Annotated in this window: 24 protein-coding genes and 1 pseudogene; 15 read left to right on the forward strand and 10 right to left on the reverse strand. The window is 52.7% G+C overall.

Annotated features, from left to right (window positions below; translation table 11 throughout):
- The first annotated feature begins 53 nt into the window (after positions 1 to 53).
- The 3 genes from FD744_RS06645 to FD744_RS06655 all read left to right on the forward strand — a co-directional run bounded on the left by FD744_RS06645 (position 54) and on the right by FD744_RS06655 (position 4,558).
- Positions 54 to 2,237, forward strand: coding sequence for a TonB-dependent siderophore receptor (locus FD744_RS06645; RefSeq protein ID WP_160867771.1), 2,184 nt, complete (start codon positions 54 to 56; stop codon positions 2,235 to 2,237).
- 205 nt (positions 2,238 to 2,442) lie between these two features.
- Positions 2,443 to 3,366, forward strand: coding sequence for a myo-inosose-2 dehydratase (gene iolE / locus FD744_RS06650; RefSeq protein ID WP_160867772.1), 924 nt, complete (start codon positions 2,443 to 2,445; stop codon positions 3,364 to 3,366).
- Positions 3,367 to 3,376: 10 nt separating this feature from the next.
- Positions 3,377 to 4,558, forward strand: a complete 1,182-nt coding sequence (locus FD744_RS06655; protein WP_160867773.1) for a Gfo/Idh/MocA family protein — start codon at positions 3,377 to 3,379, stop codon at positions 4,556 to 4,558.
- Here the strand turns inward: FD744_RS06655 and FD744_RS06660 are convergent.
- The 3 genes from FD744_RS06660 to FD744_RS06670 form a co-directional block, all read right to left on the reverse strand.
- The gene (locus FD744_RS06660) at positions 4,555 to 5,469 is read right to left on the reverse strand and encodes an alpha/beta fold hydrolase (RefSeq protein WP_160867774.1); all 915 of its coding nucleotides are present in this window, start codon (positions 5,467 to 5,469) and stop codon (positions 4,555 to 4,557) included. The two genes, FD744_RS06655 and FD744_RS06660, sit on opposite strands and share 4 nt — an antisense overlap.
- A gap of 217 nt (positions 5,470 to 5,686) precedes the next feature.
- A complete protein-coding gene (locus tag FD744_RS06665; RefSeq protein ID WP_160867775.1) occupies positions 5,687 to 6,130 on the reverse strand; it encodes a GNAT family N-acetyltransferase in 444 nt (147 codons plus the stop codon).
- Positions 6,114 to 6,659 carry a GNAT family N-acetyltransferase gene (locus FD744_RS06670; RefSeq protein WP_160867776.1) on the reverse strand — a complete coding sequence of 182 codons (546 nt, stop codon included), beginning with the start codon at positions 6,657 to 6,659 and terminating at the stop codon, positions 6,114 to 6,116. Before FD744_RS06670 ends, FD744_RS06665 begins: the two co-directional genes overlap by 17 nt.
- A 120-nt stretch (positions 6,660 to 6,779) precedes the next feature.
- On the opposite strand from FD744_RS06670, the gene FD744_RS06675 reads away from it, so the two are divergent.
- The gene (locus FD744_RS06675; protein WP_160867777.1) at positions 6,780 to 7,697 is read left to right on the forward strand and encodes a DMT family transporter; all 918 of its coding nucleotides are present in this window, start codon (positions 6,780 to 6,782) and stop codon (positions 7,695 to 7,697) included.
- 2 nt (positions 7,698 to 7,699) lie between these two features.
- Here FD744_RS06675 and FD744_RS06680 read toward each other — a convergent pair whose 3' ends face one another.
- Positions 7,700 to 8,587, reverse strand: coding sequence for a MurR/RpiR family transcriptional regulator (locus FD744_RS06680; RefSeq protein WP_160867778.1), 888 nt, complete (start codon positions 8,585 to 8,587; stop codon positions 7,700 to 7,702).
- Positions 8,588 to 9,005: 418 nt separating this feature from the next.
- Here FD744_RS06680 and FD744_RS06685 point away from each other — a divergent pair, with 418 nt between their 5' ends.
- The 4 genes from FD744_RS06685 to FD744_RS06700 all read left to right on the forward strand — a co-directional run bounded on the left by FD744_RS06685 (position 9,006) and on the right by FD744_RS06700 (position 13,859).
- Positions 9,006 to 11,135, forward strand: coding sequence for a TonB-dependent siderophore receptor (locus tag FD744_RS06685; protein ID WP_160867779.1), 2,130 nt, complete (start codon positions 9,006 to 9,008; stop codon positions 11,133 to 11,135).
- Positions 11,136 to 11,184: 49 nt separating this feature from the next.
- Positions 11,185 to 12,285 carry an ABC transporter substrate-binding protein gene (locus FD744_RS06690; protein WP_160867780.1) on the forward strand — a complete coding sequence of 367 codons (1,101 nt, stop codon included), beginning with the start codon at positions 11,185 to 11,187 and terminating at the stop codon, positions 12,283 to 12,285.
- A 241-nt stretch (positions 12,286 to 12,526) separates the two neighbouring features.
- Positions 12,527 to 12,697: a KGG domain-containing protein gene (locus FD744_RS06695; protein WP_034827492.1), complete on the forward strand. Its 171-nt coding sequence runs from the start codon at positions 12,527 to 12,529 to the stop codon at positions 12,695 to 12,697.
- A 268-nt stretch (positions 12,698 to 12,965) separates the two neighbouring features.
- The gene (locus FD744_RS06700) at positions 12,966 to 13,859 is read left to right on the forward strand and encodes an SDR family oxidoreductase (protein WP_160867781.1); all 894 of its coding nucleotides are present in this window, start codon (positions 12,966 to 12,968) and stop codon (positions 13,857 to 13,859) included.
- 43 nt (positions 13,860 to 13,902) lie between these two features.
- Here FD744_RS06700 and FD744_RS06705 read toward each other — a convergent pair whose 3' ends face one another.
- Positions 13,903 to 14,775: a DMT family transporter gene (locus tag FD744_RS06705; protein WP_160867818.1), complete on the reverse strand. Its 873-nt coding sequence runs from the start codon at positions 14,773 to 14,775 to the stop codon at positions 13,903 to 13,905.
- Between the two features lie 209 nt (positions 14,776 to 14,984).
- Positions 14,985 to 15,890 carry a LysR family transcriptional regulator gene (locus FD744_RS06710; RefSeq protein WP_160867782.1) on the reverse strand — a complete coding sequence of 302 codons (906 nt, stop codon included), beginning with the start codon at positions 15,888 to 15,890 and terminating at the stop codon, positions 14,985 to 14,987.
- A 131-nt stretch (positions 15,891 to 16,021) separates the two neighbouring features.
- On the opposite strand from FD744_RS06710, the gene FD744_RS06715 reads away from it, so the two are divergent.
- Entirely contained in the window at positions 16,022 to 16,771 is a 750-nt protein-coding gene (locus FD744_RS06715) for an SDR family oxidoreductase (RefSeq protein WP_160867783.1), read from the forward strand.
- A 270-nt stretch (positions 16,772 to 17,041) separates the two neighbouring features.
- Positions 17,042 to 17,584 carry a CpmJ protein gene (locus FD744_RS06720; protein ID WP_160867784.1) on the forward strand — a complete coding sequence of 181 codons (543 nt, stop codon included), beginning with the start codon at positions 17,042 to 17,044 and terminating at the stop codon, positions 17,582 to 17,584.
- A gap of 29 nt (positions 17,585 to 17,613) precedes the next feature.
- Here the strand turns inward: FD744_RS06720 and FD744_RS06725 are convergent, their stop codons facing one another.
- Genes FD744_RS06725 through FD744_RS06735 form a run of 3 tightly spaced genes read right to left on the reverse strand, consistent with a single transcriptional unit; the run spans position 17,614 to position 19,277 of the window.
- Positions 17,614 to 18,258, reverse strand: a complete 645-nt coding sequence (locus FD744_RS06725; RefSeq protein WP_237449355.1) for an alanyl-tRNA editing protein — start codon at positions 18,256 to 18,258, stop codon at positions 17,614 to 17,616.
- A gap of 57 nt (positions 18,259 to 18,315) precedes the next feature.
- The gene (locus FD744_RS06730) at positions 18,316 to 18,690 is read right to left on the reverse strand and encodes an NUDIX hydrolase (protein WP_097117790.1); all 375 of its coding nucleotides are present in this window, start codon (positions 18,688 to 18,690) and stop codon (positions 18,316 to 18,318) included.
- Positions 18,687 to 19,277 carry an NUDIX domain-containing protein gene (locus FD744_RS06735; RefSeq protein ID WP_160867785.1) on the reverse strand — a complete coding sequence of 197 codons (591 nt, stop codon included), beginning with the start codon at positions 19,275 to 19,277 and terminating at the stop codon, positions 18,687 to 18,689. Before FD744_RS06735 ends, FD744_RS06730 begins: the two co-directional genes overlap by 4 nt.
- An 82-nt stretch (positions 19,278 to 19,359) precedes the next feature.
- Between FD744_RS06735 and FD744_RS06740 the strand changes: the two genes are divergently transcribed.
- The 5 genes from FD744_RS06740 (at position 19,360) to FD744_RS06760 (ending at position 24,091) form a co-directional block, all read left to right on the forward strand.
- The gene (locus FD744_RS06740) at positions 19,360 to 20,109 is read left to right on the forward strand and encodes a DeoR/GlpR family DNA-binding transcription regulator (protein WP_160867786.1); all 750 of its coding nucleotides are present in this window, start codon (positions 19,360 to 19,362) and stop codon (positions 20,107 to 20,109) included.
- Between the two features lie 155 nt (positions 20,110 to 20,264).
- Complete coding sequence (locus FD744_RS06745) at positions 20,265 to 21,155, forward strand: oxidoreductase (RefSeq protein ID WP_160867787.1); 891 nt, start codon at positions 20,265 to 20,267, stop codon at positions 21,153 to 21,155.
- 181 nt (positions 21,156 to 21,336) lie between these two features.
- The gene (locus FD744_RS06750) at positions 21,337 to 22,308 is read left to right on the forward strand and encodes an ABC transporter substrate-binding protein (protein WP_237449356.1); all 972 of its coding nucleotides are present in this window, start codon (positions 21,337 to 21,339) and stop codon (positions 22,306 to 22,308) included.
- Between the two features lies 1 nt (position 22,309).
- A complete protein-coding gene (locus tag FD744_RS06755; RefSeq protein WP_160867789.1) occupies positions 22,310 to 23,332 on the forward strand; it encodes an iron ABC transporter permease in 1,023 nt (340 codons plus the stop codon).
- A 3-nt stretch (positions 23,333 to 23,335) separates the two neighbouring features.
- Positions 23,336 to 24,091 carry an ABC transporter ATP-binding protein gene (locus FD744_RS06760; protein WP_160833243.1) on the forward strand — a complete coding sequence of 252 codons (756 nt, stop codon included), beginning with the start codon at positions 23,336 to 23,338 and terminating at the stop codon, positions 24,089 to 24,091.
- Positions 24,092 to 24,267: 176 nt separating this feature from the next.
- On the opposite strand, the pseudogene FD744_RS25550 reads toward FD744_RS06760, so the two are convergent.
- Positions 24,268 to 24,541, reverse strand: a pseudogene (locus FD744_RS25550) (IS4 family transposase); the annotation flags it as partial.

Raw genomic sequence — 24,541 nt, forward strand, 5'->3', positions numbered from 1 at the left:
CATTATCATGCGCATTTGCTTACATATGTTAATACTTCAGGGAGAAGATTTAAGTGAATGTAACTTTGTATGTCAGGAAGCGCCCTCTTGCACTGATTGTGGCAGCCTTGCTCACCTCACCTGCTTATGCCGCAGAACCCACGGAAAAACTGGCTGACGATGAATCGATGATCGTCACTGCAGAACAGGGGCTGAAACAACAGCCTGGCGTTTCCACCATTACCGCTGAGGACATTAAGAAAAGTCCACCGGTTAACGACCTCTCCGATATCATCCGCAAAATGCCGGGCGTCAACCTGACCGGTAACGGGGCCAGCGGTAGTCGTGGCAACAACCGCCAGATTGATATTCGCGGCATGGGCCCGGAAAACACCTTAATCCTGATCGATGGCGTGCCAGTGAGTTCGCGTAACTCCGTGCGCTACAGCTGGCGTGGCGAACGTGACTCGCGTGGTGATACCAACTGGGTGCCCGCGGAGATGGTAGAACGTATTGAAGTGATTCGCGGCCCAGCCGCCGCGCGTTACGGTTCCGGTGCAGCGGGCGGCGTGGTGAACATCATCACTAAGCGTCCGACCAATGACTGGCATGGATCGCTGTCACTGTTCACCAATCAGCCTGAGAACAATAAAGAAGGTGACACGCGTCGCGCCAACTTTAACCTCAGCGGCCCGCTGGCAGGCGATGCGTTAACCATGCGTCTGTATGGCAACATCAACCGCACTGATGCGGATGCGTTCGACATCAACACGGCAGAAAATGGTTCATACGCGGCCGGTCGTGAAGGTGTGCGCAATAAAGATATTAACGGTGTGTTGTCCTGGAAAATCACCCCATTGCAGGTGATTGATTTCTCATACGGCTACAGCCGTCAAGGCAACATCTACGCCGGTGATACCCAGAACAGCAACAGTAATGCCAGCGCCGGTGGATTGGTGGAATCACTGTACGGCGATGAAACCAACCGCCTCTATCGTCAGACTTACGGAATTGCGCATAACGGTATTTGGGATTGGGGTACGTCTAAACTCAACTTCAACTATGAAAAGACCAACAACACCCGCCTGAAAGAGGGTACTGCTGGGCGAACTGAAGGAATGATCAATACTGACGAGTATGCAACCAGTCGCCTGGAGAGCTATCGTGCAGGAGGGGAAATTAACTTCCCGCTCCAGTTGTTGGTCGACCAGACTGTTACGTTGGGCGCGGAGTGGAATCGTGATGAACTTAACGATCCGGCATCAATGCTTTCCGCTACCAGCACCGACACAGATATTGGTGGTATTTCAGGTGATCCTTCGCAGCGTAATAGCAAGAACAGCGCGACCATTAGCTCCCTCTATTTTGAAGACAATATCGCCGCAACGGATAGCACCGAAGTGATTCCAGGTTTACGCTTCGATTATCACGATAAGTTTGGTGCTAACTGGAGCCCTAGCCTGAACATATCCCAAGGTTTGGGTGACTACTTCACGCTGAAAGCGGGGATTGCACGCGCCTTTAAAGCTCCCAATCTTTACCAGTCAACTCCAGGTTATTTGCTCTCAACACGTGGCAATGGATGTCCGATTGGCATTGCCTCGCAATGCTACCTGATTGGCAGCGATGAACTCGACCCTGAAGTCAGCGTCAATAAAGAAGTAGGACTTGAGTTCAATAACGCGGGATATTCCGCAGGCATTACTTATTTCCGTAATGACTACAAAAACAAAATTATTTCAGGAACCGATCGTGTTGCCGTGACTGACAGTGGCTATAACGTACTGCGTTGGGAAAATGGCGGTAAAGCCATCGTTGAAGGGCTGGAAGGAAACCTCACCATACCGTTAATCGCTGACGTGTTGGAATGGCGTTCGAATGCAACGTACATGTTCCGCTCTGAAAGCAAAAAAACAGGTAATCCACTTTCGGTTATTCCCGAATTCACCATTAACTCGCAGTTAGAGTGGCAGGCCACTCAAGATCTAAGCGCCAACATTAACTGGACGCAATATGGTCGCCAAAAACCGCGTCAGAATGCTGAAACGAATATCGACACGAGCAACATGACCACACAGGAGATCAGCCCTTATTCCGTTGTTGGCCTGAACCTCAATTACGATATCACCAAAAGCTTGCGTGCTAATGCGGGTATCAACAACCTGTTTGATAAACGCATCTATCGCGAAAACTCAGGTGCATCGACCTACAACGAACCGGGCCGCGCCTATTACGCTGGCGTCACCCTGTCGTTCTGAGTCCTGATGGGTGGCCTTCTAAAGGCCACCTCTATTGACTTGCATTCCTATCTCCCTGTTAACCCATCAATTTCCATCCAAAATCACATCAATATTTTTTTGACGTTTAGCCTGCAAATTTTGATGGTTTTACGTCAAATAACCGCTCGCCGCTGCACATCGCATCCGCTAATTTCATCACTATCTCCCCTACAGGATATAACCGATGATCAAAGAAGCGTTTTATCGCACAGGTCACCCCGCACCTCAACTCGGCGTCAGCCCACTCTCCTGGGTTAATGAAGTGCTGCAATACCTCGGCGCAGGGACCTCGGCCGAACACTGTTTGAAGGAAGCGAAACAGGCCGGATTTCAGGGCGTCGAGCTAAGTCGCATATTCCCGCGCGAGCCGGGTGCATTGAAGCAGCTGTTGGCACAACATCAACTGCAACTGGTGTCAGGCTGGCATGACGGATTTCTCACCGAACGCAGCGTTGAGCAGGAGCTGGATGCAGTGCACAACCATGCCGCCCTGCTGCAGGAAAATGGCGCCAACGTGATGGTGTACGGCGAATGCGGCTGGATGGCTGACAACGCGCTGGATGTGCCACTGAACACCCGACGCTTGTTGCCGGAGAGTCAGGTCGCCGACTATGCCGATCGTCTTTCCCGCTTTGCCGAAGCCCTGTTTGATCGATACGGTTTACGCCTCGCCTATCACCACCATCTCATGATGGTGGCCGAAACACTGCCGGAAATCCGTGCGCTGATAAATGCCTGTTCGCCCGCCGTTGGCCTGTTACTGGATACCGGTCACGCCACCGCTGCCGGATTCTCCTATATGCAACTTATTGAGGAATTCGCCGACCGCATTTGCCACATCCATCTAAAAGATGTGCGGTTGGATCGCCTGCAACAAGTACGGGCCAGCGGTATGACCTTCAACGAAGCCGTGCTCGCAGGGATGTTTACCGTGCCAGGCGACGGCGGTATTGATTATCGGCCGCTGGCAGAGTTTATCGCTCGCAGCGGTTATCAGGGCTGGATGGTGGTGGAAGCCGAGCAGGATCCGGCGAAAGCGCCCCCATTGGAGACCGTGACTCGCGCACAACGTTTTGTTGCCCAACACATTTTACCTGCAAACGCTTAAGGAGCCGCTGATGGCTGGAAAAACACTGAATGTTGGCCTGATCGGTTCAGGCTTTATGGGCCAGGCACATGCCGATGCATGGCGCCGCGCGGGTTTACTGTATCGCAACCTGGCGCTACAGCCGGTTCTGCATACGCTGGCGGATGTGACACCTCCGCTGGCCGAGGAAGCAGCACGACGTTACGGCTTCCAGCACAGCACGGCGGACTGGCAGTCGCTAGTGAACAACCCTGAAATCGATATTGTTGATATCACCACGCCTAATAGCATGCACTTCGACATGGCGCTGGCCGCGATTCGTGCAGGTAAACATGTCTACTGCGAAAAGCCACTCACCGTTTCGCTGCAGGAAGCGCAAACCCTGACCCAGGAAGCTGAGCGAGCAGGTGTGAAAACCATCATGGCGTTCAATAACATCAAAACGCCGGCAGCGCAGTTGGCGAAGCAGATGATCGATCGCGGTGACATCGGCACACCGACACGCTTCCGTGGCTGGTTCGATCAGGGATTTTTCAACGATCCCGAGCTGCCATGGAGTTGGCGTTGCTCACGCGAACAGGCCGGTTCTGGCTCACTCGGTGACTTAGGCTCACACGTGGTGAGCGTGGCGCAATATTTGATGGGGCCAATCAAGAGCGTGGTAGGACAGGAGCAGTTGTTTATTGACACGCGTCCTGCTGCGGGTGGTGGTTCAGGCTATGGTGCCCAGGCAGATAAACAGGCGGCGCGTTTGAAAGTGGAAAACGACGATCAGTTCCAGGCGCTGGTCACTTTCGAGAACCGCGCCGGTGGCGTGATTGAATCTTCACGCATCTCCGCAGGAAAAGTGTTCGGCATTGCCTGGGAAATCTCGGGCACCGAAGGCACCATCATCATGGACGGTGAGCGCTTTAACGAACTGAAGATTGCACGTTATGGCGATGCGAAACACGATCGCGGCTTTAAAACCATTTATGCCGGTTCTCAGGTCGAGCAGTTTGGAGGCTTCTTTGGCTTCGATTTCGCTGGCGGTGGCCTGGGATACTTCGATGTGAAAGTGATCGAAATTTACGACCTGATTAAAGGCCTCAGCAGCGAAGCCGGTTGTTTCCCGGATTTCCGCTTTGGCCTGGAGAATCAGCAAATCATTGAAGCGATGGTGCGCTCATCTGCCAGTGGTCAACGTGTGGAGATCGCCAGTCTGCGCAACTAACTAAAAAACTCGCGCAGTGCTTCAGCCAGCGCCTGCGGTTGCTCATCCGGGATGAAGTGACCGCAGTGCGCGATTTTGATGCCTGAAACCTCAGCCGCAAACTCCTGAAGCGGAATAGCCATGTCGGGGATCGAACCCTGATCGGCACTGACCGCCAGCAACGGCACCGTCAGTTTGCCGTTATCATGCAGCCATGCACGGTTTTGTTCCGCCGAGACGCTCACTTCGCGATAGGCCGCCATGCCTGCGCGCAATGCCCCGTTCTGTTGCAACAAGCGCACATATTCCGCCATATCTTCCGCGTCAAAAACCATTGGGCTGACGGCTTTGCGTTTCAGGAACCAATCCAGATAGATCTCTTCGCGCCCGGCAATTAAGGCTTCAGGCAGATCCGGCAGCAGATGGAAGGCGAAATGCCAGGTTTTCCAGGCCTTATCGGGCGTGGCAGGCAGCGCATCCGGCAAGGTCACGCCCGGAATGCCGGCGTCAAGCAGTGCCAGTTTTTTTATCTGATTGGCATAACGCAGGGCAAACGGCCAGGCCACCCACGCACCGACATCGTGCGCCGCAAGATAGTAGTGATGGATGTTCAGTTGCAGCAGCAGGCCCTGTACTTTTTCTGCCAGAGAAGTGGTGTCATAGCCGCTGTAAGGCTTATCGGAATCCCCCTGACCGGGGAGATCGGGCGCGATAATGGAGTAACGATCGCCGAGCAGAGCCATCACCTTGCGCCATGCAAACCAGCTTTGCGGGAACCCGGCTAACAGCACCAGGGTTTCACCTTGTGGGTTGCCGCCGCTAACGTAGTGCAATCGGACTCCGTCTACGGTGGCGTAGTGATGGGAAAAATCAGGCAGGCCGTCAACGGGCTGCGACCAGCGTGACGTTGATTTCAATTCTGAGGCATTCATCCGTTACTCCTAAAATTGGAAATGGTTACTTCCTAATTGGTCAAATTTTTGGTCGGATAGGTCGAAAACATAATCGTTCCTGGTTAGCATGGTTGGCCGCGTTCTCGTATCAAGATTTGAGTTTGCGGTAGGGGAAATACCATTTAGGAAATGATCGATTCCCAAATGGTACAGGATGGTAGGAAGAATTGACAAGCGGTGTGAGTGAAATTGCTGATTAGGGTGCAACACGGTATTGCACAAAATCAGTCTTCGTCGCGACCTGATCATACAGCGCTCGGGCGCGGTAATTATTCTCGCGCGTCATCCAATACACTTTCGAGCAGTTCAATGCCTCAGCGGCAGCATTCACCGCTGCGATCAACGCGCGACCCGTGCCTTGTTTACGCCCGTCTGGGCTGACGAACAGATCCTGCAGGTAACAATAGTCACCCAGGGTCCAGGTGCTGCGATGGCAAATAAAATGCACCAGCCCAGTCAATTTTCCCTGCTCCTCCGCCACCAGACAATGCATCGGTTCGCCTTCCGCAACCAATCGTTGAAATGTCGTATTGGTGACTTCTTCCGTGACCTCACTGACATAAAAGTCGAGATAGCCCAACCACAGCGATTTCCACTGTGCGTAATCCTCTGCAGTGAGTTTTCTAATGACCTGTTCCATTTCTTTCTCTCCATTGTTGGCGTGTGATGGTGAACATCAAACTGGCGGGCGGATCTTGCGGATTAAACACCCTTTCGAGGAAAGTCATCCCGACCTTTTCCAGTACGCGGCGTGATGCGGTGTGGTTTTCTCTCACCACACCGACAATTTCTTTCATTTTTACATCTTCAAAACCGTGGCGGATAGCGCGATGCGCGAGTTCTGTCGCATAGCCCTTTCCCCAGGCATCCGGTTCAAAACGGTAACCGAGATTATTGGTTCTGCGACCGTTAAATTCGCTAACGAAAACGCCACCGAAACCAATCACGTGTTGAGGATCGCTTTTCTCCATGATGACCCAGTCATCGAAACCATGAATAGCGCGGTCTTTGATTCTGCGTAATAACACTTCTCGCGCATGATCAAGGCTTGGATAAGGCCCGCGTGGGTTAAATTGATGTGTTCGTGCATCGCCATAGATGCGAAAAAGCGCCTGCAAATCCGTGCGCTCAATCGGCCGATACAGCAGCCTTTCAGACTCCCAATGCATTCATTTCCTCGCCGTTTGTTTTGTGATGCAGTGAAGTAACATAGCACCGCGACATCGCTTTGAGTGTTAAGAATTTTTGCTATGATGTCAGCCCATCTTGCTAATGATTGAATCTGAACCATGCGAACATCGGACTCGTTGCGACTTTTGCTGCTGGCGGCTATCTGGGGAGCCAGTTTTCTTTTTATGCGTATTGCCGTTCCCGCGCTGGGTGCGATAAATACGGCTTTTTTGCGCGTGTTATGTGGCGCATTGGGTTTAATCATCGTGATGGCAGTACTGCGCATTCCGCGTCGCTTCGAAGGCAAACTGGGTTGGGCAATGTTGCTGGGTGTGATTAACTCAGGATTACCTTTCCTGATGTATTGCCTTGCCGCTCGCGTGCTGCCCGCAGGCTACTCCGCAATACTCAACGCTACTGCGCCGTTAATGGGTGTCGTGATTGGTGCGGCGTTCTTCAATGAACAACTTACAGTGAGTAAAGTGCTGGGCATGGTGGCCGGTGTTGTCGGCATTATGTTAATCAGCACCACTGGCGAAGGGGTGCTCTCACACGCGCTGGTGCTCGGTATCGCGGCTTGTCTGGTCGCCACCACCTGTTATGGTTTTGCCGGCTTTCTCGCTAAGCGCTGGATTGGATCGCGCGGCGGGCTTGATGCCACGAAAGTCGCGTTCGGCAGCCAGTTAGGTGCCTCGCTATTCCTGCTGCCTTTCTTTGCCTTCAGCGCGCCACAAACGCCGGCGGCGAACTGGCACATTCCTGAAGTTTGGGCCTGTATCCTGGCCGTCGGCTTTATTTGCACCGCGCTGGCTTACATCATCTACTTCCGTTTGCTGGCCGATATTGGCCCCCTGCGCACCCTCACCGTCACCTTCCTGATTCCGCCTTTTGGTATCCTGTGGGGCTGGTTAGTGCTGGATGAACAGATCAACCAGGGCTTTATGGGCGGTGCATTGTTGATCGTGCTGGCGGTATGGCTTGTCACGCGCAGCGGAATGGTTAAAGCTGCCAGACCGACTACCACTGGCAGTCAATAGCGCTATTTTTTAGTGGTGGGCTTTAGCGACCGATTGAGATCCTGAATACGCTTCATGGTTTTTACCGTGCGCGAAGAAGTCGCTGAAGCCACTGATAAAATCAACATCTCTAAGCACACCAGCACGGTGCCATGCAGCGGCATGCGGCCGTTTTCCCCACCGCGCGGCACGTTGATAATCACATCCGCTTCTTTAGCGAAGGCTGAATCTAAGGCATTGGTCAGCAAAATCACCGGCATCCCCAGCCGCTTCGCCTCTTTCAGGGTAGTCAGCCCTTCTTTATGGGCAGATTTCTGCGCCATCATAATCAGCACATCACCACGCTGTAAGGTGATCAACTGTTCAGCGAGGGCAATACCCGAACGATTGAGCGTGACGGCAGGAATGCCAATGCGCGTGAACAGCCGAGCACTGTAATCCGCCAGAATCCCTGAAGCATTAATGCCAAACAGCGCGACCTGACGCGCGTCGATCAACATCGCGACAGCCTGCGACACCGCTTGACGATTGTGAGGTTCCGAAAGGGCATCGCAGGCGCGTTTATGGCCACCCAGTACGAAATCGATCCCCGAATTGATGTCACACGACAGCTCGCTGACGGTGGCGCTCATCTTCTCTTCTGAATTCATCGCCGGGCCAAACCAGGCTTTCAGCGTGGTTTTCAAATCACGCAAACCGGCAAATCCCAATGCCTGAACGGCACGCACCACGGTGGCATCCGAGGTATGAGTCGCATCGGCTATTTCCATGGCGGTGGCATCTAATATTGCCTCACGATTATCGTGGATATATCGCGCGACGGATTGAAGGCTGGACGATAATGACGGAGCGCGTGCGCGATAGCGTTCACCTAATACATCAACCCGATTTTTAATTTTATTTATGGCCATCTTTTTACCTGTTGATCATCAGGGCGTGATTTCGTCCCCCATTTAGGCACGGTATTGTAGTGATATTTCTTGCTTAATCCAGCACCCTGATCGCTATTGCTCCTTTGGGGTGGAACGTTTGATTACAGCAAGAAATCTATTTATCTAACTGTTTTTGTTGCATTTATAACAATTAAACCTCAAATGGAAATGGCGTTGATGGACTCTATTCCTGCTGTAGTATCCACGCCATTATTTCCGTTTACTACTACATTCTTTCATGTTTGAATGATTCTCAATAACATCACGCCATCTCAGTTTAAGGCGCACGATCCACAGAGAATGCTTATTTCATGCACTTTTCTCTGCTGAAAATAATTTAATCCCAGCTTCGTTTCATGGACGAGATTAATTCCGCACCAACACCAGGTTTATTTAAATGAATAACAACAAGAGTTTCGCTGTTAAAGCACAATGCCATCCGGCTATTATCGCCGCAATATACGGTGTCAGCGTTTTCACTGCAGCAGGCAGTCTGGCAGCGGAAAGCAGTAATACCCTGACGGTGACAGCGCAGGAAAGTAGCCCGCAAGGCTATAACGCCACCAGCAGTTCCGTCGCCAGCAAAGCGCCCACGCCGCGTCTGAACGAAGCGCAATCGGTGAGTGTGGTGACCCAACAACAGCTTGAAGACTATCAGGCCGCTAGTCTCACTGATGCGATGCGCTTTGTCAGTGGTGTCACAGAGGGCAATACCCTGGCAGGCACCGAAGATGGCTTTGTACGTCGCGGATTTGGCAGCAACTCTGATGGGTCAATCTATCGTGATGGCATTCGCAGCAGCCAGGGGCTGAACTTCGATGCCACCACCGAACGCGTCGAAGTGCTAAAAGGCTCGGCATCCCTGCTCTATGGCATTCAAAATCCGGGCGGTGTGATTAACGTGGTGAGCAAAAAACCGCAATATGACTGGCACACCAAAGTCAGCGGCCGTTCCTCCAGCGAAGGTGGTGGCGCTGGCACCGTCGATATCACCGGCCCGCTGGGCAACGGCTTTGCTTTCCGCCTGATCGCCGAAAAGCAGAATCAGGATTACTGGCGCAACTTTGGCAGCGACAAACATACGCTGATCGCGCCTTCGCTGCAGTGGTACGGTGAAAAAGCCAGCTTCCTCGTGAGCTATGAAGATTATCAATACGATATTCCCTACGACCGTGGCACCGCCTTTATCAATGGCAAACCGCTGGATATCGGCTACAAAGATCGTCTCGACGACAAGGCAAATCATGCCTGGGGTCACAACAAAACCCTTAATGCGCACTATGACTGGCAGTTTAATGATGACTGGAGCACGCGCGTCACTTTTGGCTGGAATCAGCGTCAATACGACAACAACGAAGTGCGCGTCACCGCCATTAACCCCTCCACCGGCGTTGTGACGCGTCGTGCCGATGCTAACCGTGGCTTTAACCACAAAACGAAATACGTTTCATGGGATCTGCTCGGCTCACAACAGCTGTTGGGCATGACCCACGATGTGGTGATCGGGACTGATTATGAGATGAACCAGACTTATCGCGCGCATCAGTATCAAGGGAAATCCAACACCGGGTTTAACTTTACCGATCCGCAATACGACATCCTGTCACCGGTCACCAATAGCACCACGGAAAACACCGCCAACGCCAATAACCTGAACCGCATTCATAGCCGTTCGGTTTACGCTAAAGACAGTATTTCACTGACGGAACAGTGGATTGCGGTATTTGGCGGACGCTATCAGCATTACGAGCAGCGTGCGTCCAAAGGCTTCGACCCGGTGGTGGAAACACTGAACAGTGAAGGTAATAAATTCCTGCCACAAGCGGGTCTGATTTATAAAATCACCCCTGATGTCTCGCTTTACAGCAGCGTCAGCAAATCCTTTACGCCTTCCACCGATGTGGACGATGACGGCAATGTCGGTAAACCCGAACAGGGCACGACCTGGGAAGTCGGCAGTAAATGGCAGATCTCGCCAAAGCTGTTTGCCAGCGTCGCGCTGTACCGCATTGATGAACGTGACATGTCGCTCAGCATTAACGGTTCAACGCGGGCAATTGATAAAGCCCGTTCCAGTGGCGCAGAGTTTGAGCTGAACGGCGAAGTATTGCCGGGTTGGGATCTCAGCGCTAACTATAGCTACGATAAGGCTGAGATTGTTGATGATGGCGTAAATTCTGCTAACAATGGCAATCGGCTGCAAAATGCACCGCGTCATTCGGGCGCGCTCTATCTCAGCCACAACCTCAGTATCAACGGCATTCCCGGTGATTTCCGCGTCGGTGGCGGCGCGCGCTATGTCGGCTCGCGAGCGGGCGATCCTGAAAATAGCTTCACCATGCCGGATTACGTGGTGGCGGACAGCTTTATCGCCTGGAACAATCAGCTGTTTGGTGAAAAGACACAACTTAAGCTGAATCTGAACAACCTGTTCAACAAGCACTATTACACCTCCAGCGGCGGCAATTTGCGCGTGCGTGAGGGTGAAACCCGTAACCTAATGGTCGAGGCCAGCGTTGAGTTCTGATTCTGTGGTTAAAGCGGGCGCCCGGCGCGCCCCTTCCCTTTGGGGGCCAATGCTGATTGTTCTGGCCTGCTTCTTACTGGTGCTTAGTAGCGCCGCGCTGGCAAAAACCGTCACGGATATTGACGGTAATCAGGTGGATATCCCTGACCATCCGCAGCGCATTGTCTTGGGCGAAAGTCGCATGCTCTACACGCTGGCGTTGCTGGAACCGGGCAATCCTTTTCAGCATATCGTTGCCTGGCCTCAGGATTTGAAAAAGTACGATAGCCAGATGTGGAACAGTTTTGCGCGTCAGTTCCCGCAAATGCTGAAAATCCCTTCGCTCGGTTCGGGCGGCCCGAATGCCATCAATCCTGAGCAGATCCTGGCGCTCAAACCGGATGTGGTGATCCTGCCGAGCCTGGCGCGCTACGATGATGCTGATCTGCGCCTGGTGAGTATGCTGAAAGCCGCGCATATTCCGGTGGTGAAGATCGATCTGCGCGTGCATCTTCTGAAGAATACCCGTCGCAGCGTGGAGATTTTTGGCGAGGTGCTGAATCAGCAAGCTCGCGCGCAGGCGTTTAACCGTTTTTATGACGCGCATATGCAGGTGATTCGTGATCGGCTGGCCAGTTATCACGGCGCTAAGCCTTCAGTGTTGTTGCAGCTGCATCTTGGTCGTCGCAATGAATGTTGCGTCACCGCAATTAACGGCAGCCTGGGCGAACTGTTAAATGCGGCGGGCGGCGACAATATCGCGGCTGAAACGCAGCACGGCGTGTTTGGTCGCTTGAGTGAAGAAATGGTGATCGCGGCGCAGCCGGATTATTATTTCGCCACCGGATTTGGCGATAACGAGGCGCAGGGTTTGCTGAAGCTGGGGCCTGAAGTGGCACTGCCAGCGGTGCAAAGCAGCTTCGCCCAACTGACCGCGCAGCAAAACGGATTGCGTGAATTAGCCGCGCTACGTAACGGCCACTCCGCCGTCATCTGGATGAATTTTTACCTCAGCCCATGGCACATCGCGGCAACGGAATTTATGGCAAAAACGCTTTATCCTCAGCTGTTCGCGGATGTCGAACCCGAGCAAACGTTAAAGCAAATCTTCCATGATTTCCTACCCATACCCTATAGCGGAACCTATTTCACTCAAATCCCTGCGAGATAATCGACCTTATTTATAATCGAAGCGTTAAATACGTTTCGATTATATTAATGATTAAATATTAACCTTCATAATTCATTTGCTTAAAAAATAAGATGCGAAAAAAATACTCGATAATCCACTTATACGCTGCCGCCACGCTTGTTAATATTCACAGTGGCACTAACCTTAATTCTGCAGTCTGGACATAACGTGTGACGCTATCCACGATTATGTAATCGCAATGCATGAATGAGGGCATTTTATGGCCGAGCATAGAGGCGGTTCCGGTAACTTCGCAGATGATAAACAAAAGGCATCTGAAGCGGGTAAAAAAGGTGGGCAAAGCAGCGGCGGCGGAAGTTTTAAAGATAACCCCGAGAAAGCCTCCGAAGCCGGGAAAAAAGGCGGAAAAAGCAGTAACAAAGGCTCTTAAGCCGCATCGGGCGTGCTAGTCGCCTCAACGACAAGGATGCCAATACATTCTACTGGCAATTGAATAAGTGCAATGACGATATATGACTGACGTCTTGCGCTTATTCTGCTCTCCCCTCTCATTCCAGTCACGCCTTTTATTTCCATCGCCGCAGCCATAATAACGCCTCGCTTAAGCTGAAAAATTTCAATTGGTCATTTTTTGACGTGACATATATCACATTTATGCCAGGCTTAATTTATCACTAGCGAAGAACATGGAGATTAAGATGAGTTCATTGACTAATAAAACGCTGCTCACCCATCAATATCCGACACCTCCCTTTAAAAAACAATTACAGGATTTTCCTGGGCTGGCGGCAAAAATGGAACCGCGCCCGGATCATGGTGAAACCAGCTATCGTGGCACTGGTCGTTTAACCGGTCGTAAAGCGCTGATTACCGGCGGCGATTCCGGGATTGGTCGTGCGGTGGCGATTGCTTACGCGCGTGAGGGTGCCGACGTGGCGATAAATTACCTGCCCGATGAAGAACAGGATGCGGCAGAGGTGATAAAACTGATTGAAGCGGAAGGTCGTAAGGCGATTGCCATACCGGGAGATATTCGCTCCGAAGCCTTTTGCCAGCAACTGGTAAAGGTAGCGGCGACGAAACTCGGTGGTCTGGATATTTTGGTCAATAACGCCGGCCGTCAGCAGTTCAATGAATCGATTCGTACCCTCTCGACAGAAGATTTTGATGCGACCTTTAAGACTAACGTGTATGCCATGTTTTGGATCACGAAGGCGGCGCTGGAGTACCTACCGGCCGGTTCATCGATCATTAACACGTCGTCAGTGCAGGCCTTCGATCCCAGCGCCATCCTGCTGGATTATGCCCAGACCAAAGCGTCGATTGCGGCCTTTACTAAAGCTTTAGCCAAGCAGTTGAGTAAAGACCAAATCCGCGTCAACGCCGTGGCACCCGGCCCTTACTGGACTGCATTGCAGGTGTGTGGCGGACAGCCGCAGGAGAAAGTGGAGCAATTTGGCGCTTCCGCGCCACTGGGTCGGCCCGGTCAGCCTGCTGAAATCGCGCCGCTGTATGTGACGTTTGCGGAAACCACCAATAGCTTCACGTCGGGACAGGTTTGGTGTTCTGATGGCGGCACCGGCACGGTTTAACCACGATAAAGGGCGCATCCATTTTGATGCGCCCTGTTCGATCTTACCCCGATGTTTTCAGGCGCGGTGTGCGAAACACCAGCATGATGCCGAGCAGAATAGCCAGCATTCCCATCATCCCCGACCACGGCAGCGCATTACCTAACAACAGGTAATCCAGTACTGACGTTATCACCGGAACCAGATAAAACAAACTGGTGACGTTAACGATGCTTCCCGCACCCAGCAGCCGATACAGCAGCAGCTGCGCCACCACCGAGATCATCACCCCAAGAAACAGTACGGAAATCCAGAAGTGCAACGTAAAGTCGATATGGAAGGCTTTAACCGGAAGCAGTAGAGCACACAGCGCCAGGCTCACCGCGTATTGCAGCGGCAGTACCTGCGCGGGATGCTGGGACACCTTTTTCTGCATGATGGCACCAAACGTCATACACAGCAGTGCGCCGAGAGCGAAGACAATGCCGCTCAACGGCAACTGCGATGCCGCCAGACTGCGCCACACCAGCAGTATTAATCCTGCTAAGGCGATCACCAATCCCAGTAATCGCGTGCCCTGCATGCGCCTTTCCACGATGCAGAGGGTCAGGATAGGTTGTATGCCCATGATGGTGGCGATTAAACCTGGCGTCACCCCCTCGGCCATCGCCTGGAAGTAACACACCGAATAGGCACCAATCAAAATCAGACCGGTAAACATCACCGTTTTTCGGCTGCCCGCATCGGGTAACCAGCAACGCCGAAATAGGCCCACCAGCAATAATGCAACCAGCGCCACACCGAAGCGCACGATCAATAGCGCGATGGGTGAGGCATTGTCCAAACCCAGGCGTGAGAAGATGGCCGCACTGCCCCACAGCAGCACGAAGCCCGACGTCGCCGCTTGCGACGTCAAAGACGAAGAACGCATGAAAATGCTCCTAAAACAAACGTTGGAAATTTAAGCGTGAAGACTTCCGGTTCTTAGCGAACCACAACGCGTGCAGGAGGCGGTGGCGGACAGCAGATCGCATACAGGCCATGTTCGTATGACGGGGAAAGTACGGCTGAAAATGTCATTTACGCAGGCCTGTAGTCAAAATAGGGAGTTCAGAAACAAAAAGTTAACAGATTGCTTTGCGCTTGTCATCCATTGAGTCGCGCAGGAAATACCTCACGCAACCATTCGATAAACACCCGTAAACGCTGGGTCAGATGGCGGTTTTGCGGATATACCACGTGAAACGGATAGCTGGCGGGCCGCCAATCCTTCAGTATTTCCACCAGTGCGCCTGACGCTAAATCTTTGGCTGCTGCGTACCGGAAAGTCTGAATGATGCCTAATCCTGCCACCGCTGCGGCCAGATGAGCATTGCTTTCGTTAATCCCAATACGATGCTCGATTTTCATTTCCTGTTTCTCATTACCCTGCAGAAAGCGCAGCGGGAAGGCGCGCCCGCTTTGCGGAGATAAATAGCTAATCCAGTGATGGCCATTTTTAAGCTCTTGCGGATAGGCTGGCACGCCGTAAGTTTTGAGATAAGCGGGTGCCGCGCAGGTGATCATCTCAGCATCACCAAGATGACGCGCTACCAGCGATGAATCACCGAGTGGACCGCCACGAATCACGCAATCTACATTGTCGCTAATCAGATCCACAGCCCGGTCTGATACGCCGAGATCGAGGCGGATTTCGGGAAATCGCGCGACGAAATCAGGTAACAGTGGGATGAGGACGTCACGCGCCGTTGATCCACCAATATCAATGCGCAGATACCCGCGCGGTGTACCGTTTACCGCGTTAAATGCACCATCAATATCTTCCAGGTCACGCACGATACGCAGCGCTTTATCGTAGTAATCACGTCCCTCCGGCGTGACGGTGACGCGTCGTGTGGTGCGCTGTAGCAGGCGAACGCCAAGATGCCCCTCTAACTCCTGCACCAGTTTACTCAACGTGGCATTGGGCATATCCAATGAATCGGCCGCGCGGGTAAAATTTCCCGCCTCCACTACGCGCGCGAAGGCTCGTATTGCCAACAGTTGGTCCATATTGATTATCCACACACAGGAATAGTGATTTCGATTTTACACTATTTATCACTAAACCGCGCACGGTTACATTGCCTCCCATGCACTGCGATGCAGTCATCACACACTTAAATCCATTTGGGAGAGCAAACATGAATACTTCATTAAACGGTAAAATTGCATTGGTCACCGGCGGCACCAGCGGAATTGGTTTAGCGTCCGCTCAGGCGCTGGCAGCACAGGGCGCTCGCGTGTTTATTACCGGTCGTCGCCAGCCAGAACTGGATGCCGCAGTGACGCTTATCGGCGCACAGGCAACCGGTATCCGCGCTGATGCTTCTGTGCTGAGCGATCTGGATGCGGTGTATGCGCAGATTGCACGTCAGGCGGGTCGTCTGGATATTCTGTTCGCCAATGCAGGCGGCGGCGATATGTTACCGCTCGGTGCTATTACTGAAGAGCACTTTGACCGTATCTTTGGCACCAACGTGCGAGGCGTGCTGTTTACCGTACAGAAAGCGCTGCCGCTGCTGAGCGACAAAGCCTCGGTGATTTTGACCTCGTCCACCACTTCGGTTCAGGGCACCGCAGGATTCAGTGTCTATAGCGCCAGTAAAGCCGCCGTGCGCAACTTTGCCCGCTCATGGGCGCTGGATGTGAAAGATCGCGGTATTCGTGTCAACGTGGTGAGCCCCGGTCCGGTGCGCACGCCAGGTTTAGGCGATTTAGTGCCCGAAGATCAGCGTCAGGGATTGTTCGATGCGTTAGCTGCTCAGGTGCCCTTGGGCCGTCTGGGGGAACCCGGTGAGATTGGTCAGGTCGTCGCGTTTCTCGCATCCGATGCTTCGAGTTTTATTAATGCCGCCGAACTTTTCGTGGATGGTGGCATGGCGCAAGTATGAGTTGATGGTTCAGGAAAGACGTTAACATTAGGTCTGTTTTCCTCTAACGAAGTGCGTAAACGGATGACGCGCTTCGTCGGTTAATCTCTATGCCTTTAATTATTCCTCTCACCCTTTCACATCTCAGAAAAAACACCCATAATTCAGCGCGATTGGAGAGCAAAATTTTTAAAATACGCCATGATGGCTATCAGGCAGCAATACCATGCTGTCTTTCAATATTCAGGTGTTAATCCCTGATATTGTCTTAACCAGTAAGGAAAGCGTGCTGTGAAATTAAAAACTTTCGCGTTTATCGTTCTGTCATTATGTACCGTTTTCGGTGCGCAGGGTGCTACGCGGGTCGGGTTGCTGGCAGGGGCGAATAATATCGACCTTAATCAGGATGGCGTACCGGATTTGCTGGTCTCTGCGACCTTTGACAATAACACCTCGCATCCCAGCCAGACGCTCTCTGCCTTCATCAATAAAAACGGCAACTGGTTTATTTTACCGGTTCCGGATGATGATGGTTTTACCTGGTCTGATTTTCGTCTTGCGGGTTCCTCTGACAAAATCATTGGTTTTGAACTGCACAATATCCAGGGCGTTTATTACCTGATCCGCGCGATGAAATTCTCGTCAAATCAGGACAATGATGATCTGACTGAAGCCGCGCAAATAAAATTCTCTCGCTATCGGGTAGCGGAAAGCAGCGAAGAACCTGGCGCTCCGGTTTTTTATTGGCAGCTGTCTGGCACTTATACCACCTCACAAGCGTATAGCGATGTTGATCAGGCTTTCGCACAATTAAAAATAGATGAATTTAAGTAGCGCAGTGCAGGCGTTAATCCGCCTGCTCATCAATCCCGCACTTCATACTGCACCGAAAGTTCGCCCTTCTTCTCTTTCACTCGGGTAATGACGATATCGCCAACGTCTCCGGTGCGATGCACATGCGTACCACCGCAGGCGTAAGGTGTGAGATCGCCCCAACTGACCATTCTGCGTCCGGCTTCATCCCGCAGCACGCGCGCTAAATCCTGCGCCACCAGCTCATCGACACCCTCAGCGATGATCGCTTCATCAACGGCTTGCGGTTCGCCCTGCGGTTTAAAAACGATACGTCCATTGCCGGGCCGATGATCGCCTTTGTAACCTAACCAGCCAAACTTCTCGCCGGCATAAGCAATCAGATGCCCCGCAGAATGGTAACGGGTATGCAGCTTACGCAATGTCGCATCAATTTGGATATGCACGCAGCCCAGCGCCACTTCGCGGTCAGTGATATGGATCAACTCACCCTCTTGCTGGATGAGCTGTAACACCGTCGCCTCACCTATCGTACCCTGGTCAGCGGGTTGCCCGCCGCCTTGCGGATGGAACAGCGTCGCCGCCAGTTGCACACGAAAACGGCCATCTTCCTGCGCTTCACACCGCACCACTTCCGTATCCATCTCCAGCAGATCGCTGAAATAGTAGGCTCTCTCCGTCATCACATTATCCATAACACTATCCTCCGCCCTTGGTGTTCAAATCGGCAAAACAGAGCTTGCCCTATCTGTCTATATGTATCCTGCCTGGGCCTGAACCAAGGGGACCTGTTCGATATCGTAAAAAATACTCAACCCCAAATCCTTGCCAACTTGCACATCCTGATCCGCACCCGTTGAAGCGCCAGGCATGCGTAAAATGGCATCACAACTCTGAATAAGACGATGCGCAACGGGATAAAGGAAGGCTTCGCTGATTTCATCCCCGATCCGCTGCGAACCCGCCGCATTGGCGAGCGGTAACGCCAGCCATTCACCTATCACCGGGGTATGGCCCTTTTGATAAACCTGCAACGCCATGTGATCAAGTTTCTGCATATTTTGCTCAATCAATTGCTGATCACCGTGAGTGCCACTGCGAACCGGACCTGCGATCAGAATCATCATTGCACTTTCTCCTCAAATTGAATGTTTAATGCCAGGTGTTGCAGCAACATGATGGTTTTGGCATCTTCGATTTCACCGTTTCGGATCGCGTCCATCGCGCGTGCGAAAGGCCACTCCAGTACTTCGATATCTTCCCCCTCTTCCTCCAGACCGCCGCCAGCATGCTTTCGGTCGCCATCGTGATATTCCGCGATAAAGAAAAACAACTTCTCCGTCACCGAACCCGGGCTCATATAAGCCTCCATCACCTTCTCAATATTTGTGACAGTGTAACCAGTTTCTTCTTCTGCCTCGGCAATAATGCGCGTTTCCGGCGAGGCGTTATCCAGCAAACCGGCTGCTGCCTCGATTAAAAAGCCATCATGCCCATGGATAAAGATGGGAAAGCGGAATTGCCGTGTCAGGACGACTGTCTGTTTATAGCGGTTATAAAGTAGGATCACCGCACCATTGCCACGGTCGTAAGCTTCGCGGCTTTGCTGTTGCCAACTGCCGTCGGCACGCTGTAAATCGAAGGTGTATTTTTTTAAGGTGTACCAGTTGTCGGATAACAACTGCTCACGAATATTGCGCACTTTATGCTGCATGTTTGGTCTCCCGATGGCTGACAAAACAGACGTTATCATGCATAATCGTGCACATACAAGCAAAAACACGAATGAGAGAATTATGCTTTCCAGTCAACGTAAACAGCAGATATTGACGATTCTTGCCGATGAGCAGCAAGTGATGTCAGGCGAGCTTAGCCAGCGCTTTAGCGTCTCTGAGGACTCGATTCGCCGTGACTTAAGGGAGTTGGCCAGCGAGGGATTACTGCAACGTGTCCACGGGGGTGCGCTGCCGGTTTCTGCTGCTATTGCCCCTTTCGAAACACGCAAAAACGTGCAAATCAGTTCTAAGCGCCTGATCGCGCAAAAAGCGGTGCAACTGATTCAACCGGGTCAGGTGGTGATCATTGATGGCGGTACAACCACAGCGGAAATGGTGCAACTGCTGCCCAAAGAACTGGCTTTTACCGTGGTGACCCACAGTCCGAGTATTGCCGTCGCCCTGGTTGATTTTCCTCTGGTTGAGGTGATTCTGATTGGCGGCCAACTGTATCGTCACTCGGTGGTTGCCGTGGGATCAGCGGTGATCGAAGCGATTGCACACATCAATGCAGACCTGTTCTTTATGGGCGTCACGGGAGTACACAAAACCGCAGGGTTAACCACGGGTAATTACGAAGAAGCCGGTGTGAAACGTGCACTGGCGGCGCGTGCGGCGGAAACGGTGGTGATGGTCTCTAAAGAGAAACTCAACTCAGCATCGGCGTTCGCCATTGGCGATCTGTCACTGGCCAGCACACTGATTGTTGATGGAGAACCTGATGCTGAGATGCAGCAACTGCTGCAACAGAAACAGATAGCCCTGCTGTAATTCGCCCTTTTATGGCAGGCGTTGAGTGATTATCCCGCGCTATTATTTTTCTATCTGGCCGATGGAACGCACATCATTCAGTCACAATGCCAGGCTGTAATAGAGAGTTTTCGCTGACCCTGTGGGCAGCACTGGATAAACAGGAGAATAGCTGCATGTCTGAGTTTCCAACCATCGCCCTTGTCGGACCCGGCGCCATCGGTACCACTGTGGCTGCCGCGCTACATGAAATGAATCGCACGCCAACACTGTGCGGACGTACAGCACATACACAATTGCTGCTGCGCCACGAAGACGGTGAGGTTGTGGTGCCTGGCCCGGTGCTGAGCAATCCTGAAGCGATCGCCAGGCCCTTTGATTTGGTGTTTGTGGCGGTCAAAACCACCCAGGTGGCGGAAATTGCACCCTGGCTGGCGGTGTTGTGCGATGAGAATACGGTGGTGTGCGCGCTGCAAAATGGCGTGGAGCAAGTTGAACAGCTGTCTCCGTTAGTCAATGGCGCAACGGTACTGCCTTCTGTGGTGTGGTTCCCGGCTCAGCGCGAGCCTGATGCCTCGGTGTGGTTACGCGCGAAGCCGCGCCTGACTGTGCCCGACGTCGCGCCAGCACAGCGTATTGTGCAAGCACTGCAAGACTCGCGCTGTGCGGTCGAATTGGAGGCAGATTTCCTCACCATTGCCTGGCGCAAACTGTTGCAAAACGCCGTCGCCGGTTTAATGGTGCTCGCCAATCGCCGCGCCGGGATGTTTCAGCGCGAAGATATCACCGAGCTGGGTCTGGCCTATCTGCGGGAGTGTATGACTGTGGCGCGTGCGGAAGGCGCCAATCTGAGCGACAACGTGCCGCAGGAAATTATGGCTGGCTTCCATCGCGCCCCGGCAGATTTAGGCACCTCGATCCTGGCGGATCGTCAGGCCAATCGCCCGCTTGAGTGGGACATCCGTAATGGCGTGGTGCAGCGACGCGGCAAAGCACAAGGCATCGCGACACCGATCAGTGATGTGGTGGTGCCTCTGCTGGCGGCAGGAAGTGATGGTCCGGGTTAAGATCAGAGTGAAGTCCGGGCCACGGACTTCGCTTCAACAGCCTTAACACTTAACACTCACAATGGGTATCAGAATCAATTGACATGAATACATCAGGCTTGCCATTATGTTACGTTATAACATAACACTACATAATCGGTTAATCATGCGCACTTTTTCGACCCGCCTTTTAGCACTCATAATGGTATTCAGCAGTTCAGCCGCACTGGCTTCCGCCTTTCCACTCAACATTGAAAACTGCGGTAAAACGGAAACCTTTTCGCGACCACCTGCACGCGTGGTGACCATTGGTCAGCATGAAACTGAACTCCTTCTGGCGCTTGGCCTGGGGAGTAAAATCGCGGGAAGCGCCGTCTGGTTCGGCCCTCTCCCCTCTGAATTAGCACAGGCTGGCAGTAGTATTAAACGCCTCGCGGACAACTCACCGGGGTTTGAAGCCGTCGTCGCGCAAAAACCTGATTTGGTTTTGGCGCAGTACAGTTGGCATGTTGGGCCTCAGGGTGAAGTCGCTACTCGCGATCAATTTGAACAGCTTGGCATCAAAACCTGGATTTCACCTGCTGATTGTCAGGGCAAATCGGTCACCGCCACTTCAAACGGCGACGGTGCGCGCGTGAAACCTTACTCGATTGAGGTGATTTATGATGAAATCACCGCGCTTGCCAACATCTTCGATGTGACGGAGCGTGGTGATGCCTTAAAGGAGAAGTTATCTGCACGAATCGCTCAGGCACAACAACAGGCGGCGCTTCACACCAGCAAACCCCTTAAGGTGGTGTATTGGTTCTCAAGCACACGCCTTAAAGGCGATCCGTGGATCGCAGGCAGTGATGGTGCGCCAGGCTGGATCACTCAGACTCTAGGCCTCAAAAATATCATTGATTCCTCCGATGAATGGCCCGCCGTGAGTTGGGAACATATCGCACAGTCTCAGCCCGATATCATCGTCATCGCCAGCATGGAGAGGAGGCTGTATCCAGCCGATGATGTCGCGGTAAAGCAAGCCTTTCTCAAAAGCGATCCCGTCACACGAGAAATGAACGCGGTTAAGCAGGGTCATATCGTGGTCGTGCCTGCGATGTCACTTAATCCGTCCCTGCGCAATGTCGATGCGGTTGAGCTGATCGGTCAGCAGATTGCCGCGTTTAAATAGTATGAATCGGGCTTACCCATTTAAGATCGGCTTTATTTTCATCACGGGCCTTATCAGCCTGCCCGTGATGATGATCTTCTCATCCAGCATTGGCGATATGTCCATTTCATTGCGCGCCACTTTCCAGGCGATCACCAACGGGGTGGGCTTGACGCATTATGATCTCCCTCCCGTTGAAGCTGGCATCGTCTGGCAATATCGGATGAGCCGGGCCTTCATGGCAGCCTGCAGCGGAGGTGGCTTAGCGATTTGTGGTCTGGTATTGCAATCGCTGTTAAGAAACCCGCTGGCGGAACCCTATCTGTTGGGTATCTCTGCGGGTGCTTCCACCGGGGCCGTAATGGTGATGCTGCTGGGTATTGGCAGCGGCGTGTTGACGGTTGGCAGTGGTGCCTTTGCCGGCGCTTGCCTGGCGTTTGGCTTGATCATATTGCTCTCACGAGGGATGGGGGAAAACACCGGACGCATCATTTTGGCCGGTATTGCCGGAACACAGCTGTTCAATGCGCTCACGTCTTACATCGTCAGCACATCAGCCAATGCGGAGCAATCGCGCGGTGTGATGTTTTGGCTTTTAGGCAGTTTAAGCGGCGTTCGTTGGGCAGATACCGTTCTGTGCGCCATCGTCATCGTCAGCGGATTTGGGGTGATCATGTGCTATGCACGCACGCTGGACACGTTTTCATTTGGTGTCGATGTCTCGGTAACGTTAGGTACTCCGGTTGTGAAAGTGCGGGTGGTGTTGCTGTTGATTACGGCATTCATCACGGCGGTGATTGTCAGCTCAATTGGGGCGGTGGGATTTGTCGGATTGGTCATCCCGCACGTGACCCGCATGCTGGTTGGACAGCGACACCTTATCACCCTTCCCGTGACATTCCTGTCGGGCTGCCATTTCATGATCCTTGCCGACTTGATGTCGAGAACGTTGATCGCACATCAGGTTTTACCCATTGGCGTGGTGACTGCATTGGTGGGCGCCCCTGCTTTTGCCTTCCTTCTCTATCAACGAAAGGGCAACTAAACGATGACGATATCGGTCAGTGACCTCAGCGTCCAACTTCAAGCGCGCCGCATCCTTACCACGGTCTCCTTCGACGCAGCTCAGTCTGCAACCGTAGGTTTGCTTGGGCCCAACGGTTCAGGAAAATCAACGCTACTGCGTGCGCTGGCTGGGCTAATGCCTGATTCGGGCGCGAAGATAACGCTCGGCGAACTGAGGCTGAACCAACTTTCGCGCAATCAGCTGGCGCGCAAACTGGCCTTTGTCCCGCAACACGCCGAGGCCGATGATGAACTCACGGTGATTGACATTATTCGTCTCGGGCGCACACCTCATCGTGGCGCATTCCAGTTCTGGACGGCAGAGGATGCCAGCGCCGTTGACGAGGCGGTGGCGTTAATGCAACTGGAAAATTTGGTCGACCGCTGCTGGCAACGATTATCCGGCGGTGAGCGCCAGCGTTGCCAAATCGCCCGCGCACTGGCGCAAAAACCGGATGTTTTACTGCTGGATGAACCCGTCAATCACCTCGACATCCAATTCCAGCTTGAATTGATGCGTCTTATCTCTTCGCTGCCCGTGACGGTGGTGATTGCTCTTCACGATCTGAATCTGGCGGCAAAATATTGCCAACACCTTGTGGTACTCGATCAGGGTCGTGTGGTTTCTACGGGTAAGCCCAAAGCAGTACTCACACCCGAACGCATACACACAACGTGGCGGGTTCAGGCGCAGATCACCACATCAGCACAGGGTGCGCTCAATATTCAATACGTATGAGTCAGCGCTTGAAGTCCAAGGCTATACAGCCATCAGGAAACGGTATGTTCAGTAACAAAATATTCCTGCAATAATGGACTGCCACAATCGTGGTTGCAGTACATACACGCGCGTCACCTACGAGATTATTCGATAGCCGCTGCTATCAAGCCCGCCAATGGCGTAATGCTTGTCAGTTAAGATCTTAATGGAGGCCGCAACGGATAACGTTGTGGCCTCTTTTTTACCGCCCTTGGGTAATGCCGCACTCTTCTTTCCGGCAGCACCAGCCCTGGAGCCATCGCCATTATCTCTTCCATTATCCGCGGTATTTTTCCCGGTGAGATGCCCGGTAGCAGGCTCAGATGACTTCTCAGATACAGTGCGGACTGCTTAAAACTCATCTGATAAGGTTCCACGCCTTTCAGGCTGTACGCCATCTGCGCCATCATGAACCTCAGAAGGTTATAG

The sequence above is a fragment of the Pantoea sp. Taur genome (genome assembly GCF_009830025.1).
Lineage (GTDB): Bacteria > Pseudomonadota > Gammaproteobacteria > Enterobacterales > Enterobacteriaceae > Pantoea > Pantoea communis.

Bases quoted from the DNA above. Each gene is read 5' to 3' on its own strand.
- iolE (WP_160867772.1), top strand. From the start codon at position 2,443: ATGATCAAAGAAGCGTTTTATCGCACAGGTCACCCCGCACCTCAACTC.
- FD744_RS06655 (WP_160867773.1), top strand. From the start codon at position 3,377: ATGGCTGGAAAAACACTGAATGTTGGCCTGATCGGTTCAGGCTTTATG.
- FD744_RS06660 (WP_160867774.1), bottom strand. From the start codon at position 5,469: ATGAATGCCTCAGAATTGAAATCAACGTCACGCTGGTCGCAGCCCGTT.
- FD744_RS06665 (WP_160867775.1), bottom strand. From the start codon at position 6,130: ATGGAACAGGTCATTAGAAAACTCACTGCAGAGGATTACGCACAGTGG.
- FD744_RS06670 (WP_160867776.1), bottom strand. From the start codon at position 6,659: ATGCATTGGGAGTCTGAAAGGCTGCTGTATCGGCCGATTGAGCGCACG.
- FD744_RS06675 (WP_160867777.1), top strand. From the start codon at position 6,780: ATGCGAACATCGGACTCGTTGCGACTTTTGCTGCTGGCGGCTATCTGG.
- FD744_RS06680 (WP_160867778.1), bottom strand. From the start codon at position 8,587: ATGGCCATAAATAAAATTAAAAATCGGGTTGATGTATTAGGTGAACGC.
- FD744_RS06685 (WP_160867779.1), top strand. From the start codon at position 9,006: ATGAATAACAACAAGAGTTTCGCTGTTAAAGCACAATGCCATCCGGCT.
- FD744_RS06690 (WP_160867780.1), top strand. From the start codon at position 11,185: ATGCTGATTGTTCTGGCCTGCTTCTTACTGGTGCTTAGTAGCGCCGCG.
- FD744_RS06695 (WP_034827492.1), top strand. From the start codon at position 12,527: ATGGCCGAGCATAGAGGCGGTTCCGGTAACTTCGCAGATGATAAACAA.
- FD744_RS06700 (WP_160867781.1), top strand. From the start codon at position 12,966: ATGAGTTCATTGACTAATAAAACGCTGCTCACCCATCAATATCCGACA.
- FD744_RS06710 (WP_160867782.1), bottom strand. From the start codon at position 15,890: ATGGACCAACTGTTGGCAATACGAGCCTTCGCGCGCGTAGTGGAGGCG.
- FD744_RS06715 (WP_160867783.1), top strand. From the start codon at position 16,022: ATGAATACTTCATTAAACGGTAAAATTGCATTGGTCACCGGCGGCACC.
- FD744_RS06725 (WP_237449355.1), bottom strand. From the start codon at position 18,258: ATGGATAATGTGATGACGGAGAGAGCCTACTATTTCAGCGATCTGCTG.
- FD744_RS06730 (WP_097117790.1), bottom strand. From the start codon at position 18,690: ATGATGATTCTGATCGCAGGTCCGGTTCGCAGTGGCACTCACGGTGAT.
- FD744_RS06735 (WP_160867785.1), bottom strand. From the start codon at position 19,277: ATGCAGCATAAAGTGCGCAATATTCGTGAGCAGTTGTTATCCGACAAC.
- FD744_RS06740 (WP_160867786.1), top strand. From the start codon at position 19,360: ATGCTTTCCAGTCAACGTAAACAGCAGATATTGACGATTCTTGCCGAT.
- FD744_RS06745 (WP_160867787.1), top strand. From the start codon at position 20,265: ATGTCTGAGTTTCCAACCATCGCCCTTGTCGGACCCGGCGCCATCGGT.
- FD744_RS06750 (WP_237449356.1), top strand. From the start codon at position 21,337: ATGGTATTCAGCAGTTCAGCCGCACTGGCTTCCGCCTTTCCACTCAAC.
- FD744_RS06755 (WP_160867789.1), top strand. From the start codon at position 22,310: ATGAATCGGGCTTACCCATTTAAGATCGGCTTTATTTTCATCACGGGC.
- FD744_RS06760 (WP_160833243.1), top strand. From the start codon at position 23,336: ATGACGATATCGGTCAGTGACCTCAGCGTCCAACTTCAAGCGCGCCGC.